Source organism: Pantoea stewartii subsp. stewartii, from assembly GCF_008801695.1.
GTDB lineage: Bacteria > Pseudomonadota > Gammaproteobacteria > Enterobacterales > Enterobacteriaceae > Pantoea > Pantoea stewartii.
Genome location: NZ_VZPF01000012.1, coordinates 33,649 through 52,667, shown reverse-complemented (window position 1 = coordinate 52,667; position 19,019 = coordinate 33,649). Strand labels below are relative to the sequence as shown.

The 19,019-nt window shown below is 55.4% G+C and carries 7 protein-coding genes and 4 pseudogenes; 10 read left to right on the top strand and 1 reads right to left on the bottom strand.

Annotation, left to right across the window (positions count from 1 at the left end; genetic code table 11):
• The first annotated feature begins 69 nt into the window (after positions 1–69).
• The 5 genes and pseudogenes from glgB (at position 70) to glgP (ending at position 9,499) form a co-directional block, all read left to right on the top strand.
• Positions 70–2,253: pseudogene (gene glgB, locus F7Q90_RS05080) on the top strand (1,4-alpha-glucan branching enzyme).
• Entirely contained in the window at positions 2,250–4,229 is a 1,980-nt protein-coding gene (glgX, locus tag F7Q90_RS05075) for a glycogen debranching protein GlgX (protein ID WP_167387054.1), read from the top strand. The pseudogene glgB and the gene glgX overlap by 4 nt, the downstream one beginning before the upstream one ends.
• Positions 4,230–4,242: 13 nt before the next feature.
• Positions 4,243–5,535, top strand: a complete 1,293-nt coding sequence (glgC, locus tag F7Q90_RS05070; RefSeq protein WP_006121028.1) for a glucose-1-phosphate adenylyltransferase — start codon at positions 4,243–4,245, stop codon at positions 5,533–5,535.
• A 63-nt stretch (positions 5,536–5,598) separates the two neighbouring features.
• Positions 5,599–7,033 (top strand): annotated as a pseudogene (gene glgA, locus F7Q90_RS05065) (glycogen synthase GlgA).
• Positions 7,034–7,051: 18 nt separating this feature from the next.
• A pseudogene (gene glgP / locus F7Q90_RS05060) lies at positions 7,052–9,499 on the top strand (glycogen phosphorylase).
• Between the two features lie 1,168 nt (positions 9,500–10,667).
• Here glgP and glpD read toward each other — a convergent pair.
• Positions 10,668–12,173 carry a glycerol-3-phosphate dehydrogenase gene (glpD, locus tag F7Q90_RS05050; protein ID WP_006121026.1) on the bottom strand — a complete coding sequence of 502 codons (1,506 nt, stop codon included), beginning with the start codon at positions 12,171–12,173 and terminating at the stop codon, positions 10,668–10,670.
• A gap of 231 nt (positions 12,174–12,404) precedes the next feature.
• On the opposite strand from glpD, the gene glpE reads away from it, so the two are divergent.
• The 5 genes and pseudogenes from glpE (at position 12,405) to malQ (ending at position 19,005) form a co-directional block, all read left to right on the top strand.
• Positions 12,405–12,731, top strand: coding sequence for a thiosulfate sulfurtransferase GlpE (glpE, locus tag F7Q90_RS05045; RefSeq protein ID WP_006121025.1), 327 nt, complete (start codon positions 12,405–12,407; stop codon positions 12,729–12,731).
• Positions 12,732–12,760: 29 nt separating this feature from the next.
• Positions 12,761–13,579, top strand: coding sequence for a rhomboid family intramembrane serine protease GlpG (glpG, locus tag F7Q90_RS05040; RefSeq protein ID WP_006121024.1), 819 nt, complete (start codon positions 12,761–12,763; stop codon positions 13,577–13,579).
• 39 nt (positions 13,580–13,618) lie between these two features.
• Positions 13,619–14,377 carry a DeoR/GlpR family transcriptional regulator gene (locus F7Q90_RS05035; protein ID WP_006121023.1) on the top strand — a complete coding sequence of 253 codons (759 nt, stop codon included), beginning with the start codon at positions 13,619–13,621 and terminating at the stop codon, positions 14,375–14,377.
• A gap of 152 nt (positions 14,378–14,529) precedes the next feature.
• Positions 14,530–16,923, top strand: coding sequence for a maltodextrin phosphorylase (gene malP / locus F7Q90_RS05030; RefSeq protein WP_006121022.1), 2,394 nt, complete (start codon positions 14,530–14,532; stop codon positions 16,921–16,923).
• Positions 16,924–16,932: 9 nt separating this feature from the next.
• A pseudogene (gene malQ, locus F7Q90_RS05025) lies at positions 16,933–19,005 on the top strand (4-alpha-glucanotransferase).
• Positions 19,006–19,019: the final 14 nt, after the last annotated feature.

Here is a 19,019-nt window from a genome sequence, read left to right as displayed (position 1 = left end):
GCGCAAGAGATATGCGATAGCGCGTGCATCGTGGTCTTTTAGCCTGCCAACTATCACAGGAAGAAAGTCATGTCAGAGCTACCCGATCGCCAGGCGATCAATGCCCTTTTTGCGGGTAACTATTCCGACCCCTTTTCGCTGCTGGGGATGCATAAAACAGAAAACGGTCTTGAAGTGCGGGCGTTGCTCCCCGAGGCCCTTGAAGTCTGGGTTATCGAAACCTCCACAGGACGTAAGCTTGCTCAACTGAAATGCGATGACGCGCGCGGGTTTTTCAGCGGCGTTATTCCTCGTCGTAAAAATCCCTTTCGCTATCAACTGGCTGTGAACTGGCATGGTCAGCAAAACCTCATCGATGATGCTTACCGCTTTGGTCCTCTGTTGCAGGAGATGGATTTGTGACTGCTGGCGGAAGGAACTCACCTTCGGCCTTATGAAACCCTGGGCGCGCACGGTGATGTGATTGATGGCGTCATCGGCACGCGTTTCTGCGTCTGGGCTCCTAATGCGCGTCGTGTCTCCGTTGTCGGTGATTTCAACTTTTGGGATGGCCGTCGCCATCCGATGCGTTTGCGCCAGGAAATGGGGGTCTGGGAGCTGTTTGTTCCTGGGGCCATTAACGGGCAGCTCTATAAATTTGAAATCATCGATGCGCAGGGTCAGTTGCGAATCAAAGCCGATCCCTATGCCTTTGAGGCGCAAATGCGGCCACAAACGGCCTCGATGATTTGTGGCCTGCCAGAAAAAGTCGAGATGTCAGAGGCCCGTAAAGCGGCCAATGGCTTCGACAAGCCTGTTTCTATTTACGAAGTTCACTTGGGATCGTGGCGCCGCCATACCGACAACAACTTCTGGCTCAGCTACAAAGAGCTGGCTGAGCAGCTGGTGCCTTACGTGAAAGAGATGGGGTTTACCCATATCGAATTGCTGCCCATCAATGAGCATCCTTTTGACGGCAGTTGGGGCTATCAGCCGCTGGGCATGTATGCGCCCACGCGCCGTTTTGGCACCCGGGATGATTTCCGTCACTTTATCGAGACGGCCCATGCAGCGGGACTCAACGTTCTGCTGGACTGGGTGCCAGGCCATTTCCCCAGCGATGACTTTGGCCTGGCGAAATACGATGGCACAGAACTGTACGAACACAGCGATCCGCGTGAAGGCTACCATCAGGACTGGAACACACTGATTTACAACTTTGGTCGCCGCGAAGTCAGTAACTATCTGTCAGGCAACGCGCTTTACTGGCTGGAACGTTTTGGTATTGATGGTCTGCGCGTGGATACCGTTGCTTCAATGATCTATCGCGATTACAGCCGCGCCGAGGGCGAATGGATCCCCAATCAATATGGCGGTCGGGAAAATCTCGAAGCGATTAACTTCCTGCGCTACACCAACCGCACGCTGGGGCATGTTGCGCCCGGTACGGTGACGATGGCCGAAGAGTCTACCGATTATCCCGGCGTTTCACGTCCTCCTGAAAGCGGCGGCCTGGGATTCTGGTACAAATGGAATCTGGGCTGGATGCATGACACGCTCGACTACATGAAGCTCGATCCCGTTCATCGCCGTTACCATCACAACCTGATGAGCTTCGGCATCATGTACAACTACAGCGAAAACTTTGTCCTGCCGTTGTCCCACGACGAGGTAGTGCACGGTAAACGCTCTATCCTGGATCGCATGCCCGGCGACGCCTGGCAAAAATTTGCCAACCTCCGCGCCTACTACGGCTGGATGTGGGCGTTCCCGGGTAAAAAACTGCTGTTTATGGGCAACGAATTCGCACAGGGCAAAGAGTGGAACCATGATGTCAGCCTGGACTGGCATTTGCTGGAAGGGGAAGACAACTGGCACCACGGTGTGCAGCGTCTGGTGCGCGATTTGAACCATACCTACCAATATTACACCCCGCTTCATCAGCTTGATTTCGATCCGGCCGGATTCGAGTGGCTGGTGGTGGATGACGCCGAACATTCAGTTTTTGCCTTTGTGCGTCGCGATCGTGAAGGCAATGAAATCATTGTCGTCAGCAACTTTACGCCTGTACCGCGGCCGGGCTATCGCTTTGGCGTCAATCAGGCGGGCAGCTGGCGCGAAGTCATCAATACCGATCAGCATGACTATCACGGCAGCGACGTACGTAATCATCGTGTCCATACCGATCAGCAGGAAAGCCACGGTCGTCCCCAGTCACTGAGCCTGAACTTACCGCCGCTGGCGACGGTATGGTTGGTGCGGGAGGGAGAATGATTGTGCGTGCCGGACATCCCCACCCGCTGGGTGCCAGCTATGACGGGAAGGGCGTAAACTTTACGCTGTTTTCCCATCATGCTGAGCGCGTTGAACTCTGCCTGTTCGACGAGAACGGGCTTGAGCAGCGCGTTGAACTCCCTGCGCGTAGCGGCGATATCTGGCACGGTTATCTCCCGGGCGTCCAGCCCGGACAGCGCTATGGTTACCGGGTTTATGGCCCCTGGGCACCGCAGGCGGGGCATGTTTTCAATCCCGCCAGGCTGCTGGTCGATCCCTGTGCCAAAGCGGTGCTGGGCGACATTCCCGACGATCCGCGTTTCCACTGTGGCTACAGGGAGCCCGACACACGCGATAACGCGGCGCTGGCACCCAAATCTGTCGTGGTGATGGAGGATTTCGACTGGCAGGGAGATCAGGCACCGCGCACGCCATGGGGCAGCAGCGTGATTTATGAAGCCCATGTTCGCGGTTTGACCCAGCTGCATCCCGGTATTCCTGAGGCACTGCGTGGCACTTATGCCGCACTGGCGCATCCTGTGATGATCGATTACCTGCTCCAACTGGGCATTACGGCTATCGAGTTACTGCCTGTGGCCCACTTTGCCAGCGAGCCGCGCCTGTTGCGTCTGGGCTTAACCAACTACTGGGGCTATAACCCTTTTGCCCTCTGGGCGGTCGATCCCCGTTATGCTTCCGGCCAGGATGGGCTGTCTCCGCTGCAGGAGTTTCAGCAGACGGTGAAGCGCCTGCATGCTGCGGGCATTGAAGTGCTCCTGGACGTGGTGTTTAACCATACGGCAGAACTGGATGAGACCGGGCCGACAATATCCTTTCGCGGCATCGACAATGCCAGCTATTACTGGCTCGACGACCAGGGCGGTTATCACAACTGGACTGGCTGCGGTAACACACTCAATCTGAGCCATCCTCAGGTCATGAACTGGATACTGGAGGCGTTGCGCTACTGGGTGCGCGTCTGCCACGTGGATGGCTTTCGCTTTGATCTGGCACCGGTTCTGGGGCGTGAGCCTGACTACCATCGCGACGCCGCGCTGTTCGAGGCCATGCGCGCCTGCCCGATCCTCTCAACGGTCAAACTGATTGCCGAGCCTTGGGATATTGGCCCCAATGGTTATCAGGTAGGGAATTTCCCCGCACAGTTTGCTGAATGGAACGATCAGTTTCGTGATACGGCCCGCCGGACGTGGCTGCATGGGGATGTGACGATGGGGGATTTTGTCCGCCGGTTTGCCGCCTCAAGCGACCTTTTTCAGCACAATGGCCGCAAGCCCCATGCCAGCCTGAATATGATCACCGCGCATGATGGTTTCACGCTGCGCGATCTGGTGAGCTTCAGTCAAAAACATAATGAAGCCAACGGCGAACAAAACCGTGACGGACACGGTAACAATTACAGCCATAACCATGGTACAGAAGGATTGGTGGTCAGTGCGGATGTGGCCCAGCGCCGCAGGCGCAGCACGGAAGCGCTGCTGACGACGTTGTTGCTTGCTCAGGGCACACCGATGCTGCTGGCCGGGGACGAGCGTGGTCAAACCCAGCACGGCAACAATAATGCTTACTGCCAGGACAACCCACTGACCTGGCTCAAGTGGGACGATGAAGAAAAAGGCCTTGTCGACTTTACCGCATCGCTGATTCACCTGCGTAAGCGCATTCCGGCACTCACTGCGGATAGCTGGTGGCAGAACGAGGACGGCAATGTCGAGTGGCTGGATGACCAGGGTAAACCTGTGGATGAAGGCGGCTGGAAGCAGGGCATGCGCAGGTTGCAAATTCTGCTCTCTGGTTGCTGGTTAATAACAATAAATGCGACAGATACGCAATGTGATATCGCCTTACCAGACGGAGAATGGCACGTCCTTCCTCCTTTTACCGGGGAATGTAACCCCATCCGATTAACTGTCTGGCATGGTCCCGCACACGCTGTGTGTGTGTTCCAAAAGCAATGATAAGGAGTCAGACATGGTTAAATTAGAAAGAGCAGAACATCTTATGCTGGCGCGCCAGCTCCCTACACAAACCATCGCCCTTGTACTCGCTGGAGGACGCGGGACGCGCCTGGTGGATCTGACCGCCAAACGCGCCAAGCCCGCCGTTCATTTTGGCGGCAAATTCCGCATTATCGATTTTGCGCTCTCCAACTGTCTTAACTCCGGCATTCGCCGTATCGGCGTCATTACGCAGTATCAATCTCATACGTTAACCCAACATATTCAGCGTGGTTGGTCTGTCTTCAACGAAGAGATGAATGAATTTGTTGATCTGCTTCCGGCTCAGCAGCGGTTTTCCACCGAGCACTGGTATCGCGGCACAGCGGATGCGGTGACCCAGAACCTCGACGTTATCCGGCGTTACAACGCGCAGTATGTGGTTATCCTGGCAGGCGATCACATCTACAAAATGGATTACTCCAGAATGCTGCTGGATCACGTGCTGAACGATGCCCGCTGCACGATCGCGTGTCTGCCGGTGCCCGTCGCAGAGGCGACCGCGTTTGGTGTGATGGCGGTTGACGAAAACAATAAAGTAATCGATTTCGTGGAGAAGCCGCCGAAGCCGCCAACCATGCCGGGCGATGACACAAAATCGCTCGCCAGCATGGGGATTTACGTTTTCGACGCCGAGTATCTCTATGGTTTGCTGGAGGACGATCTGCATCAGGCCGGTTCAAGCCACGATTTCGGCAAAGATATTTTGCCGAAGGTCGTAGAAAGTGGCGAGGGCTACGCCCATTCATTTGCGATCTCCTGTGTGCAAAACGATCACGAGGCTCCGCCTTACTGGCGGGATGTCGGTACGCTGGAGGCTTACTGGCGTGCGAACCTCGATTTGGCCTCGGTCACACCGGAACTGGATATGTACGACAGCAGTTGGCCGATTCGTACCCATATGGAACCCTTACCCCCGGCGAAATTTGTCCAGGACCGTTCCGGTAGCCATGGTATGACAATGAATTCCCTGGTCTCTGGCGGCTGCATTATTTCGGGCTCGGTGGTCGTGAATTCGGTTATGTTTTCCCGCGTGCGGGTGAACTCATTTTGCAACATTGATTCAACGGTACTGCTGCCTGATGTGGTGGTTGGCCGATCCTGTCGTCTGCGCCGCTGCGTCATTGACCGCGCCTGTGTGTTGCCAGAAGGGATGGTGATTGGTGAAAACCCTGATGAAGACAGCCGCCGCTTTTTCCGTTCAGAAGAAGGCATTGTACTGGTGACCCGCGCCATGCTGGCCAAACTCAGTAGTGCGGGACAATAAACGACAAGCGGCACACAACCCATCGGCACGAGGATCGTGCCTGGTAACTTAATGAGGTCGAGGATGCAGGTTTTACATGTCTGTTCAGAACTTTTCCCGCTGTTGAAAACGGGCGGGCTGGCTGATGTAGTCGGGGCATTACCTCAGGCACAAATTGCGGGTGGAACAGATACGCGAGTGTTACTTCCCGCGTTTCCTGCATTACGTAAAGGAATACCGGATACGCAGTTGGTGGCGGAGTTGCAGACGTTTGCCGGGCCCGTTCGCTTACTGTTTGGGCAGTTTGATGGGGTAGGCATTTACCTTATTGATGCCCCTGATCTCTATGATCGTCCGGGTAGTCCTTATCATGATGAATCGCAGTTTGCCTACGTCGACAACTATTTACGCTTTGCTTTACTGGGGTGGATGGGCTGTGAGTTAGGCTGCGGTCTGGACAGCTACTGGCGGCCCGATATCGTTCACGCACACGACTGGCATGCAGGGCTGACCTGTGCCTATCTTGAAGCGCGTGGACGGCCTGCAAAATCCGTTTTCACCGTGCATAACCTGGCCTATCAGGGACTGTTTTCCGCGCATCATCTGGATCAGATTCAACTGCCACAATCGTTTTTTAATATGTACGGCCTGGAGTTTTTTGGACAGATCTCGTATCTGAAAGCGGGCCTGTTTTACGCAGATCATGTGACGGCCGTAAGCCCAACCTATGCGCATGAAATCACCACGCCCGAATACGGTTACGGCATGGAAACCCTGCTGGCCCAACGGATGCGCGAAGGGCGTTTAAGCGGTGTGTTAAATGGTGTCGATCCGGCAATCTGGGATCCCTCCCATGATCTGCTGCTGAGCTCACGCTATAACCGCGATACGCTGGAAGCCAAAGCGGAAAACAAGCGTCAGCTGCAGGTGGCGATGGGACTAAAGGTGGACGACAAAGCCCCCGTCTTTGCCGTGATCAGCCGCCTGACCCGACAGAAAGGGCTGGATCTGGTACTGGAAGCTCTGCCCGGTTTGCTGGCTCAGGGCGGACAACTGGTGCTGTTAGGGCAGGGTGATGCCGAACTGCAACAGGGTTTTCTGGCCGCTGCGGCGGAACATCCCGGCAGTGTTGGCGTACAGATTGGCTACCACGAAGCGTTTTCGCATCGCATTGTTGGCGGCGCGGATGTCATCATGGTGCCAAGCTCGCTTCGAGCCTTGTGGTCTGACACAGCTCTACGGACTGAAATATGGCACCCTGCCATTAGTGCGTCGCACGGGCGGCCTGGCCGATACGGTAAACGACAGTTCGCTGGAAAACCTGGCGGATGGTATTGCCAGTGGATTCAGTTTTGAAGACAGTAATGCCTGGTCTTTATTAAGGGCCATTCGTCGCGCGTTTGTGTTGTGGTCTCGTCCTTCACTGTGGCGTTATGTGCAGCGTCAGGCGATGGGGATGGATTTTAGCTGGCAGGTCGCCGCTCAAGCCTACCGCGATCTTTATCAACGTTTGTTGTAACGGATTGGGAAACTGAAAATGAATACACCATTCACTTACGCTTCACCTACGTTGACGGTTGATGCTTTAAAGCACTCAATTGCATACAAACTGATGTTCACCATTGGTAAAGACCCTTCTATTGCGAATAAACACGAATGGCTGAACGCCGCACTGCTGGCCGTGCGCGATCGTATGGTTGAGCGCTGGCTGCGTTCTAACCGCGCGCAACTTTCTCAGGATGTGCGGCAGGTTTATTACCTGTCGATGGAATTTCTGATGGGGCGCACGTTGGGTAATGCTCTGCTGGCGATGGGGATCTACGACGATCTCAATCTGGCGCTCGACGAAATGGGCCTCGATCTGGCCGAGTTGATGGAAGAAGAGAACGATCCCGGTCTGGGTAACGGTGGCCTGGGTCGCCTCGCGGCCTGCTTCCTGGACTCGCTGGCAACGCTCGGTATGCCGGGCCGCGGCTACGGCATTCGCTACGATTACGGCATGTTCAAACAGAATATTGTGGATGGCGAGCAGAAAGAGTCACCGGATTACTGGCTTGAATACGGCAACCCGTGGGAGTTCCAGCGTTTCAACACCCGTTATAAAGTTCGCTTCGGTGGCCGTGTTCAGCACGAAGGGGTCAAGGTTCGCTGGCTGGAAACCGAAGAGATTCTGGCTATGGCCTACGATCAAATCATCCCGGGCTACGATACGGATTCTACTAACACGTTACGTTTGTGGGGCGCGCAGGCCAGTAACGAAATCAACCTGGGTAAATTCAATCAGGGTGACTATTTTGCGGCTGTGGAAGACAAGAACCACTCAGAAAACGTGTCCCGCGTGCTTTACCCCGACGACTCAACCTATTCCGGTCGGGAACTGCGTTTGCGCCAGGAATATTTCCTCGTGTCGGCTACCGTGCAGGACATTCTGAATCGTCACTGGACGATGCACCGGACCTGGGGCAACCTGGCGGACAAAATTGCCATTCACCTCAATGACACCCATCCGGTGCTGGCGATTCCCGAGCTGATGCGGTTGTTGATTGATGAGCATAAATTTACCTGGGATGATGCGTTCGATGTGTGCTGCCAGGTGTTTTCGTATACCAACCACACCTTGATGAGCGAAGCGCTGGAAACCTGGCCGGTAGATATGATTGGCAAGATCCTGCCGCGCCACCTCAGCATCATTTTTGAAATCAACGACTTTTTCCTTAAAACGATTCAGGAATATTATCCTGACGACTGGGATCTGCTGTCGCGCATTTCTATCATTGATGAGAACGACGGGCGCCGGGTGCGCATGGCCTGGCTGGCCGTGGTCGTCAGTCACAAGGTCAATGGCGTTTCAGAGCTGCACTCGAACCTGATGGTTCAGTCCCTGTTTGCCGATTTCTCCCGCCTGTTCCCCGGCCGTTTCTGCAACAAAACCAATGGCGTTACGCCGCGCCGCTGGCTGGCGCTGGCAAACCCACCTCTGTCTGAATTACTGGATGAGCAGATTGGTCGTAACTGGCGGACAGATTTAAGCCAGCTCAGCGAGCTGAAAGCCTGTATCGATTAACCGGCCTTTATTGAGAAAGTGGCGGATGCCAAGCTGGAAAACAAAAAACGGCTCGCCGTCTGGGTAGCGAAAAACCTCGATGTGGTGATCGATCCTAACGCGTTGTTCGACGTTCAGATCAAGCGTATTCATGAGTATAAGCGCCAGTTACTTAACGTCCTGCACGTGATTACCCGTTACAACCGCATCAAGGCCGATCCCGATGCCGAGTGGGTGCCGCGCGTGAATATTTTTGCGGGTAAAGCGGCTTCGGCGTACTACGTTGCCAAGCACATTATCCATTTGATTAACGATGTGGCGAAGGTGATTAACAATGATCCTCAGGTTAAAAATAAGCTGAAGGTCGTCTTTATCCCTAACTACAGCGTGAGTCTGGCGCAGATTATTATTCCGGCGGCCGATCTCTCTGAGCAAATCTCGACGGCAGGTACCGAAGCCTCGGGCACCAGTAACATGAAATTTGCCCTCAACGGTGCGCTGACCATTGGCACGCTGGACGGTGCCAACGTCGAAATGCTTGAGCATGTGGGCAAAGAAAACTTCTTTATTTTTGGTAACACCACTCCGCAGGTTGAAGCCTTGCGTCAGGCAGGCTACAACCCGCGTAAGTACTATGAAGAAGATGCCGAACTGCACCAGGTGCTCACCCAGCTCGCCTCGGGCGTCTTTAGCCCGCAGGATCCGGGCCGCTACCGTAACCTGTTCGATTTGCTGGTGAACTTTGGCGATCACTATCAGTTGCTGGCGGATTACCGCAGTTATGTGGATACGCAGGATAAGGTCGATGAACTGTATCGTCAGCCAGACGAATGGCAGCGCCGCGCCGCCATGAATATCGCCGGCATGGGCTATTTCTCGTCTGACCGCACGATTCAGGAGTATGCGGATGAGATCTGGAATATTTCGCCGGTGAGGTTGTAGTCTGGCGATAAAGTTGAGATTGAGGGGGCTGGTGACAGCCCCTTTTTTTATTGGGGCGTTGTTCGTGGGGTGAGGGTTTACGGTTGTGCGTCGGGAGTATTTTGCCCGCGGGGCGGGGGAGATTACGGTTGTGTGTCGGGAATATTTTGCGCGCCGGGCGGGGGAGATTACGGTCGTACACCGGGAGTTTTCCGCCCGCCAGGCGATGGCAGTTTCAGCCAGTCCGTGCAGGCGGCCGGGTTAAGGGGCTCGCGCCAGCCCCTTAACAATCCCGGCGGCCGTCAGCCGTCGCTGTGCCTTCGTCACTCACTCCGGCCTGACGGACCGTCCGGATGCGCCCTCCCTGGCGCAGCCGTCCTCTGCGCGGCATCCCTGCCGCTCCGCCCTGGCCTCCGTTCCCTCCTCAGCGCGCCGGATGCCGGCAGCAAAACCCCCGCCTGTCAGTCCTGGTTTCTTTTAAAAGCGGGTGTTGTCTGTAGTGAATGTGTACAGTGGGATTCAAAAAAGTTTTTATAAACAGGCATTGATTCAAAACCAGCAGACTGTAGGACTTTCCGGTCACCTACAGCGACACCGGAAGTGGCTTTAACACAGAGACAGTGAAGCGGGGGGTTGGGGCGGCCTTCCCACCCGCTGAGCGGATGAGGGATTTCCGGATGAGCCGACAGGACGTCGGCGAGAGCCGGGCCGCGCCACGGATGGCGCGTCCTGGCGGTCCGCAGAAATCCTGAAGGAGCGAAGGCACCGCGAAGCGGCGGGTGGGCAGGACGGGAGCCCGGGGTCAAGGGGCCGCGGCGGCTGGCGGCCCCTTGTCGGTCGCCCGCACCGGGCTGGCTGAAACTCCTGGCCGCCTGGCGAGCGAAACCCTCTCAGCGCTTCATCAGATGTCAGCGACTCAAACCTTCTCAGTGCCTGAAAAGACTTCTCGCACAAGCATCAATTATCGGTATCCAAAGCAATAAAAACGCCTGAGCGGGCGTAAATCTCAAAGCGGGGGAGTTGGGCGGTCGCCCGCATCGGGCTGGCTGAAACTCCAGGCCGTCTGGCGAGCGAAACCCTCTCAGCGTTTCATCAGCCGCTTTCCCACCACTGCCCAGCCGCGCAGGCAAAAAAAAACGGCACAACAGGCCGTAACCTGTTGTGCCGCACGCTCAACGCTGACGCGCTGTTACGAGGCCAGCGACAGCGTCGGCTTGGCCTTCTCCGCCAGCCACTCAGCGATACGGGCCTGCTGGGCTTCGTTGAGCCACATACCTTGCTTGGTGCGGCGCCAGATAGCGTCGTCGACTTCACGCACCCATTCATGCTGAACAAGGTAACGCAGTTCGGCCTCATAAAACTCGTGGCCAAAGTTCTCACCCAGATCTTCCAGCGACGTTGCATCGTTGAGCAGCAGTTCCGTGTTGCTGCCGTAAGTGCGGGAATAGTGGCGCGCCATGTTTTCAGTAATAAACGGATAACGGCGGCGCAGGCTGGCAGCGTAGTCATCACTGGTGCCAGAGATATTACCGCCGGGCAATACGCAGTTCTTCGTCCAGGCCGGGCCAGCCTTGGGATAATACTTCGCCAGTTTCTCCATCGCATGCTCAGCCAGCTTGCGATAGGTCGTTAATTTACCGCCAAAGACCGACAGTAATGGCGTTTTACCGTTTTCATCACGAACGTCCAGCGTGTAGTCACGGGTGATGGCCTGCGGAGAATCCGATTCATCATCACACAGCGGGCGCACGCCGGAATAGGTCCAGACGATATCGTCAGGCGTTAACTGCTTTTTAAAGTGGCTGTTGTACACTTTCAGGATGTAGTCGATTTCGTTGTCGTCAATAGCGACATTTTTCGGATCGCCTTTGTATTCCACGTCGGTTGTGCCGATGATGGAAAACTCGTCCATCCACGGAATGACAAACACAATGCGGTTATCTTCGTTTTGCAGGATATAAGCCTGCTTCTCGTTGTGAACGCGTGGCACCACGATATGGCTGCCTTTAATCAGGCGGATACCGTAAGGCGACTTCAGCGCCAGCCCGTCGTCAAAGAATTGCTTAACCCAGGGGCCGGCTGCGTTGACCAGACCTTTAGCCTGCCAGGTTAAGGTTTTGCCGCTGTCAATGTCTTCTGCTTCGACCATCCACAGGCCATTTTCACGCCACGCGCGGGTAACGCGGGTACGGGTGCGCACTTCACCGCCATGCTTAACCACTTCCTGCGCATTGAGGACGACCATACGGGCATCATCGACCCAGCAGTCGGAATACTCGAAACCACGTTTAATTTCAGGCTTCAGCGCCGAATCCGGCCCAAAGGTCAGGCTTTTACTGCCCGGCAGGCTGGTGCGTTTGCCCAGGTGGTCATACATGAACAGACCGGTGCGAATCATCCAGGCCGGGCGCAGATGCGGACGGTGCGGCAGGCGGAAACGCATCGGGAACGCGATATGCGGTGCCATTTTTAGCAGCACTTCGCGCTCAGCCAGCGCTTCACTTACCAGACGAAACTCATAATGTTCAAGGTAGCGCAGGCCACCATGAATCAGTTTTGAACTGGCGGAAGAGGTCGCGCAAGCCAGGTCCCGCGCCTCTAGCATTAACACCGACAGTCCGCGTCCTGCAGCGTCTGCTGCGATGCCAGCACCGTTGATGCCGCCGCCGATAACGATCAGGTCTTTGGTTTCCACGTTGTCTCCTCCGATGTTCGGAATAGTTCACTTATGTTTGTTTTCGAGCATAATCATAATCGCAAACCAACATTGATGCCAGTATTTAACCGCTTAAAAACAATTTTGCGTGATATGGATAACATTATGTGTGCGGAAAGGTGAGTAGCCACAATTATTGTGAGGTTATTGCCGAGGATTATCGGGTTACACTAGCTGTCATTTTGATGATGAAACATGATGAGAGACACCATGGAAACCTACCAATGTATCGATGTTCACCAGGCGCAGGCGCATCTTGAGCAGGGCGCAGTGCTGGTGGATATTCGCGATGCGCAAAGTTTTGCACTCGGCCATGCCCGCGGCGCCTTGCATTTGTCGAACAGCAACCTCAATGATTTCATCAGCACCACTGACATGAGCCTGCCTGTACTGGTGATGTGCTATCACGGCAACAGCAGTAAGGGCGCGGCGGACTATCTGCATGGTCAGGGATTTGCCACGGCTTACAGTATAGATGGCGGATTTGACGCCTGGCGCGCCGCCTTTCCTCAACAGGTTGCCAGCGGCGCTGAATAAATAAGCGGGCGTAACACGGAGAGTGAGTAATGCGCATTACCCAATTTAATCAGCCGCGCATGGCGCAGGCTTTTGTTGACTACATGGCGACGCGTGGCGTGAAATTGCGTATTGAGCATGAAAGTCACTATGTCATTGTGCTGGATGATGAAAGTCAGCTTTCAATGGTCGAAAACGAACTTCAGGCGTTCGTGCGCGATCCCAATCATCCGCGCTACCAGGCAGCGAGCTGGCAAAGTGGTAAAACCGACAGCGGCCTGCGCTATGAGCGCAGCAACATCTGGGCAAACATACGTGAGCGGGCCGGACCATTGACGACCGTCGTGATGCTGGCCTGTATCGCCGTCTTTATTCTGATGCAGGTGCTGGGCGATCGCACCGTAATGTACTGGTTAGCCTGGCCCGATGCCGATCAGCACTTTGAGGTCTGGCGCTGGTTTAGTCATGCGTTGCTGCATTTTTCGCTGCTGCATATCCTGTTTAACCTGATGTGGTGGTGGTATCTCGGCGGAGCGGTAGAAAAACGGTTAGGCAGCGGCAAACTTTTTGTCATTTTACTGATCTCCGCCCTGCTCAGTGGCTGGCTGCAGGCAAAGTTCAGCGGCATCTGGTTTGGTGGTCTGTCCGGCGTGGTCTATGCATTAATGGGATATTGCTGGCTGCGTGGCGAACGCGATCCTGAGAGTGGTATCTGTCTGGAGCGCGGGTTAATCGGATTTGCCCTCGTCTGGCTGGTGGTCGGCTGGTTTGGGGCCTTTGGTCTGGCCATCGCCAATGCCGCGCACGTGGGTGGGCTACTGGTTGGCCTGGCGATGGCATTTGTTGATACGCGCAAGAAAAAACGCTAGTCACAACGAAGAAGAATAAGCCCGAAACAGGAGAGGAATGTGAAGCAGACGCAACGTCATGACGCCATTATTGATCTGGTTCGGCGTCAGGGATATGTCAGTACTGAGGAGCTGGTCGACCATTTTGAAGTCAGCCCACAAACGATTCGTCGTGATTTAAACGACCTTGCCGATCAAAATAAAATTCAACGGCACCACGGTGGGGCGGCTTTGCCCTCCAGCTCGGAGAACACCGCCTGGCAGGACCGTAAAATGATGTGGTCGGCCGAAAAAGCGCGCATTGCCCAGCGCGTTGCCAGCCAGATTCCCGACGGCGCAACGCTGTTTATTGATATCGGCACCACGCCGGAAGCGGTGGCGCATGCGCTGCTGGGCCACAGCGATCTGCGCGTGGTGACGAACAACCTGAACGTAGCCATGTTGTTGATGGGCAAACCGGACTTCAGAGTCATTATTGCGGGTGGCGAAGTACGTACCCGTGACGGCGCTGTCATGGGCGAAGCGACGCTGGACTTTATTTCACAGTTTCGCCTTGATTACGGCATCCTCGGGATTAGCGGCATTGATATGGACGGATCACTGCTGGAGTTCGACTACCACGAGGTGCGCACCAAGCGCGCCATCATCGAGAACTCACGCTGTGTCATGCTGGTTGTGGATCACTCGAAATTTGGACGTAATGCCATGGTCAACCTGGGCAATATGAGCCAGCTTGATTATCTTTATACCGATAAAATGCCGCCCGCCAGCGTCATGAAGGTGATTGAGCAGCACGACGTTCACCTCGAACTTTGCTAATTCCTGCCCGCCAGTGAGTAAACTGGCGTTTTTTACCTCAGTCTGTCGCTTTTTCCCGCACTCACGTATTTAATTAAAACGGTCGCTGGCCATGTTGCCGGCCCATGCGCATGCCATGTTTACCTTACCCATATGGATACAAAGGGAGTGATATGCCACAGCAGAAATTCAATAAATCCCGCTTTCAGGCTGCATTAACCCGCCAATGGCAACATCTTGGCTACACCTCCGCCAGGCAAATGACGCCGCATCAGTGGTGGCAGGCACTCAGTGCCGCAGTGAATGATGTGATCAGTGTGCAGCCCACCGCCCGATCCCTCTCGCCACAACGTCATGTGAACTATCTGTCGATGGAATTTCTGCTGGGACGTCTTACGGGCAATAACCTGCTTAATCTGGGCTGGTTTGATGAGGTAAAAGCCCTGCTGGCTGAACATCAGGTTGAGCTGAGCGAACTGCTGGAAGAAGAAGTCGATCCAGCCTTAGGTAACGGCGGCCTGGGAAGGCTGGCGGCCTGTTACATGGACGCCATGGCGACGGCAGGCCAACCTGCAACCGGACATGGGCTGAATTATCAATATGGCCTGTTCCGCCAGCGCTTCGCAGAGGGCAAACAGGTTGAAGAACCGGATGACTGGGAACGCGACACCTATCCCTGGTTTCGCCATAACGCAGCGCTGGATGTGCGTGTCGGGCTGGGTGGAAAAGTGATCAAGCGCGATGAAGGTCGCCTGGAATGGGTACCTGCCCTTTATCTTCGCGGGGAAGCCTGGGATCTGCCGATCACGGGATACCGTAACGGGGTGACGCTGCCGTTACGGCTGTGGAAAGCCACCAGCGAACATCCTTTTGACCTGACGCTGTTTAACGATGGTAAGCCTTTACAGGCTGAACAGCAGGGGATTGATGCCGCCAGCCTGACCAAAGTGCTTTATCCCAACGATAATCACCCACAGGGAAAACGCCTGCGCCTGATGCAGCAATATTTTCAGTGTGCCTGCGCAGTGGCGGATATTTTGCGACGTCATCATCAGGCAGGGCGCAGTATCCATGCCCTGCCAGACCATGAAGTGATCCAGCTAAACGATACGCATCCCACTATCGCTATACCGGAAATGCTGCGTGTATTGCTGGATGCGCATCAGCTGAGTTGGGATGAGGCGTGGCATATCACCAGCCGCGTGTTTGCCTATACCAATCACACCTTAATGCCTGAAGCGCTGGAACGCTGGGATGAAAAGCTGATGCGCAGTGTGCTGCCGCGTCATATGGTCATTATCAAAGAGATCAATCGCCGCCTGAAACAGCAGGTTAAACAGCGCTGGCCAGGTGATAAAGCGATATGGAAGAAGCTGGCAGTGGTGGCCGATGGTCAGGTGCGCATGGCAAACCTGTGCGTGGTGAGCGGTTTTGCAGTGAATGGCGTGGCGGCCCTGCATTCCGGCCTGGTCGTGACCGATCTTTTCCTCGAGTACCATCAGCTTTGGCCGCAAAAATTCCACAATGTCACGAACGGCATCACGCCGCGCCGCTGGATTAAGCAGTGTAATCCCGCCCTGTCGAGCCTGATTGACGACACGCTTCAATGCGAATGGGTCAGTAATCTGACGGCCTTACAGGGCCTGGAGCCCTGTGCGGATGATCCTGCCTTCCGTGAGCGCTTCCGTGCGGTTAAGCGCCATAACAAAGCGCGTCTGGCTACCTACATTGCGCAGCGCACCGGCATCCTTGTTAATCCAGAAGCGATCTTTGATGTGCAGATCAAGCGACTGCATGAGTATAAGCGTCAGCATTTAGGCCTGTTGCATATTCTGCACTGCTATAAACGCGTTCGCGATAATCCCGATGATGCCAGCATGATTCCCCGCGTGTTTCTCTTTGGTGCCAAAGCCTACCTGGCAAAAAACATTATCTATGCCATCAACAAGGTGGCAGACGTGGTGAATAACGACCCGCTTGTTGGCGACAAACTCAAAGTCGTCTTTATGCCGGATTACCGCATTACGGCAGCCGAATACCTGATCCCTGCTGCCGATCTGTCGGAGCAGATCTCCACAGCGGGCCACGAAGCCTCAGGCACAGGCAACATGAAGCTGGCATTAAATGGCGCACTCACTATTGGTACGCTGGATGGGGCGAATGTAGAAATCGCCGAACAGGTCGGCGAAGAGAACATCTTTATTTTCGGCCATACCGTGGATGAGGTTAAGGCGCTTAAAGCGGCAGGTTACAAGCCGCAAAAGATCCGCAAGCATAACAAAGAGCTGGATGAATTACTGACGTCTCTGAAAAAAGGGAAGTTCAGTAATGGCGATAAGCATGCATTCGACCTAATGTTGGAGAGTCTGACAAAAAATGGCGATCCCTGGCTGGTGCTGGCGGATTATCAGGCTTACGTCGATGCGCAAAAACGCGTTGAGGCGTTATGGCGCGATCAGGAAGCCTGGACGCGCGCCGCCATTCTCAATACGGCACGAGCCGGGTTTTTTAGTTCGGATCGTTCGATTCGGGACTACCAACAGCGCATCTGGCAGGCGCAACGCTAAGGAATTGCGATGACATCCACTTCACTTGATAAAGCCGCACTGGCGGCAGGAATAGCGCTGACGTACTTCAATGCGAACGGTGAACCGGAAGCGATCAGTGATGAGACAAAGCGTGCCTTGCTCGCCGTGATGGAAAACCCGCAGAAAGCCAGCAAATCACCGCTGCCGCCTGTTGTGGTCTTCAGCGGTAATCGCCAACGTATGCTGGCGCCACAGATTGACGGTCGCATAAGCTGGCAGTTGCAGACAGAGAAAGGCAAAACTTTTAGCGGAACACTCGAAGGTGGTGCGCCCTTTACGCTGCCTTCTCCTCTGGGGCAGGGTTATCACCAGCTTACCCTGAGCAAGGGCAAGCGTACGTGGCAGACGAGAGTGATCGTCGCGCCGCGCCGCTGTTATCTGCCCCCGGCCTTGCGTGCCGGAGAGAAACGCTGGGGCGCGCTGGTTCAGCTTTATACCGTGCGTTCAGCAACAAACTGGGGCATTGGTGATTTTGGCGATCTGGAATATTTGCTGGAGCAGCTTGCCGCGCGCGGTGGTGATTTTGTCGGCCTGAATCCCCTGCACGCGCTCTATCCGGCAAGCTCCGCTTTTGCCAGCCCTTACAGTCCGTCGTCCCGTCGCTGGTTAAACATCATCTATATTGATGTGGCACAGGTAGAGGATTTCCAGCAGAGCCGCGCGGCGCAAAAGTGGTGGAAAAGCGCGAAAACCCAAAAAGCACTCAGCAAGGCCCGGGAAAGTGAGTGGGTGGATTACGATGCAGTGATGGCGCTGAAGCTGACGGCGTTGCGCCATAGCTGGACTCAGTTCCAGGCCCGGCGTGCGGAAGATGAGCAGAAACAACGCTTTGCCGAATTTATCCAGCAAGGGGGCGACAGTTTGCGCTATCAGGCCGTTTATGACGGTCTGCAGGCAGACATGCAGCGTGAAGGCTCCGCGCTGACAGGGTGGCCTGCCTGGTCCGAAAGCTGGCGTGACTGCCGCTCCGCGGAGGTGCAGAACTGGTGCGAACAGCACGGCGAGTAGATTGCTTTCTGGCAGTGGTTGCAGTGGCTGGCGCAGCAGCAGTTTTCGCAGTGCTGGGCGCGCAGTCAGGCGCTGGGTATGAGTGTCGGCCTGTACCGCGATCTGGCCGTCGGCGTAGCAGAAGGCAGCGCTGAAACCTGGCACGATCCCGAGCTCTACCGGCTGAAAGCGTCCATCGGCGCGCCGCCCGATCGACTTGGTCCGCTGGGCCAAAACTGGGGGCTGCCGCCGATGGATCCCCATGTTCTGCAGGCCAGAGGTTATCAGCCCTTTATCGACATCCTGCGTGCGAATATGCGTGACTGCGGCGCGCTACGTATCGACCACGTAATGGCGCTTCTGCGCCTCTGGTGGGTACCGGCGGGTGAAACGGCGGATAAAGGGGCATATGTGGCTTATCCGGTTCACGATCTGTTAGGTATTCTGGCGCTGGAAAGCCACCGACAGGGCTGTATGGTGATCGGCGAGGATTTAGGTACCGTGCCTGAAGAGATTGTCAGTCTGCTGCGCGACAGTGGCGTCTTTTCGTGGAAAGTGTTGTGGTTTGAACAGGGCAGGCAGGGCCAGTATCGCGCGCCCCGGGCCTATCCACGGCAGTCAATCGCCAGCGCCAGCACGCATGATCTGCCTACATTGACAGGGTTCTGGAGTGGCGGCGATTTGCAGCTTGGCGAGGAGCTTGGGCTTTATCCCGATAAAAAAACTGTCCTCAACCTGCAGCAGCAGCGACTGAAGCAAAAGCAGGCGCTGCTCGATGCACTACATAAAGCGGGCGCGGTGCCGGCACGGAGCGCAAAACAGGCGGCGTCGCTCGCGATGACGCCCGGTCTGAATCAGTCTGTTCACCGCTTTCTGGCGGATACTAACAGTGCACTGCTTGGGTTGCAGCCTGAGGACTGGCTGGGCATGACCACGCCGGTTAACGTGCCGGGCACCGTCGATAAATATCCCAACTGGCGCCGCAAGCTGGTGCAGCCACTGGAAAGCATCTTTGCCGATGATGACGTCAATAAGCTACTGAAAACCGTGACTAAACGGCGAAAGGCGGGATAACGGGAACGCGCGAC

Excerpts from the sequence above, each read along its gene's own strand:
- glpE (WP_006121025.1), top strand. The coding sequence starts at position 12,405 with ATGGAAACCTACCAATGTATCGATGTTCACCAGGCGCAGGCGCATCTT.
- glgC (WP_006121028.1), top strand. The coding sequence starts at position 4,243 with ATGGTTAAATTAGAAAGAGCAGAACATCTTATGCTGGCGCGCCAGCTC.
- glpG (WP_006121024.1), top strand. The coding sequence starts at position 12,761 with ATGCGCATTACCCAATTTAATCAGCCGCGCATGGCGCAGGCTTTTGTT.
- malP (WP_006121022.1), top strand. The coding sequence starts at position 14,530 with ATGCCACAGCAGAAATTCAATAAATCCCGCTTTCAGGCTGCATTAACC.
- glgX (WP_167387054.1), top strand. The coding sequence starts at position 2,250 with ATGATTGTGCGTGCCGGACATCCCCACCCGCTGGGTGCCAGCTATGAC.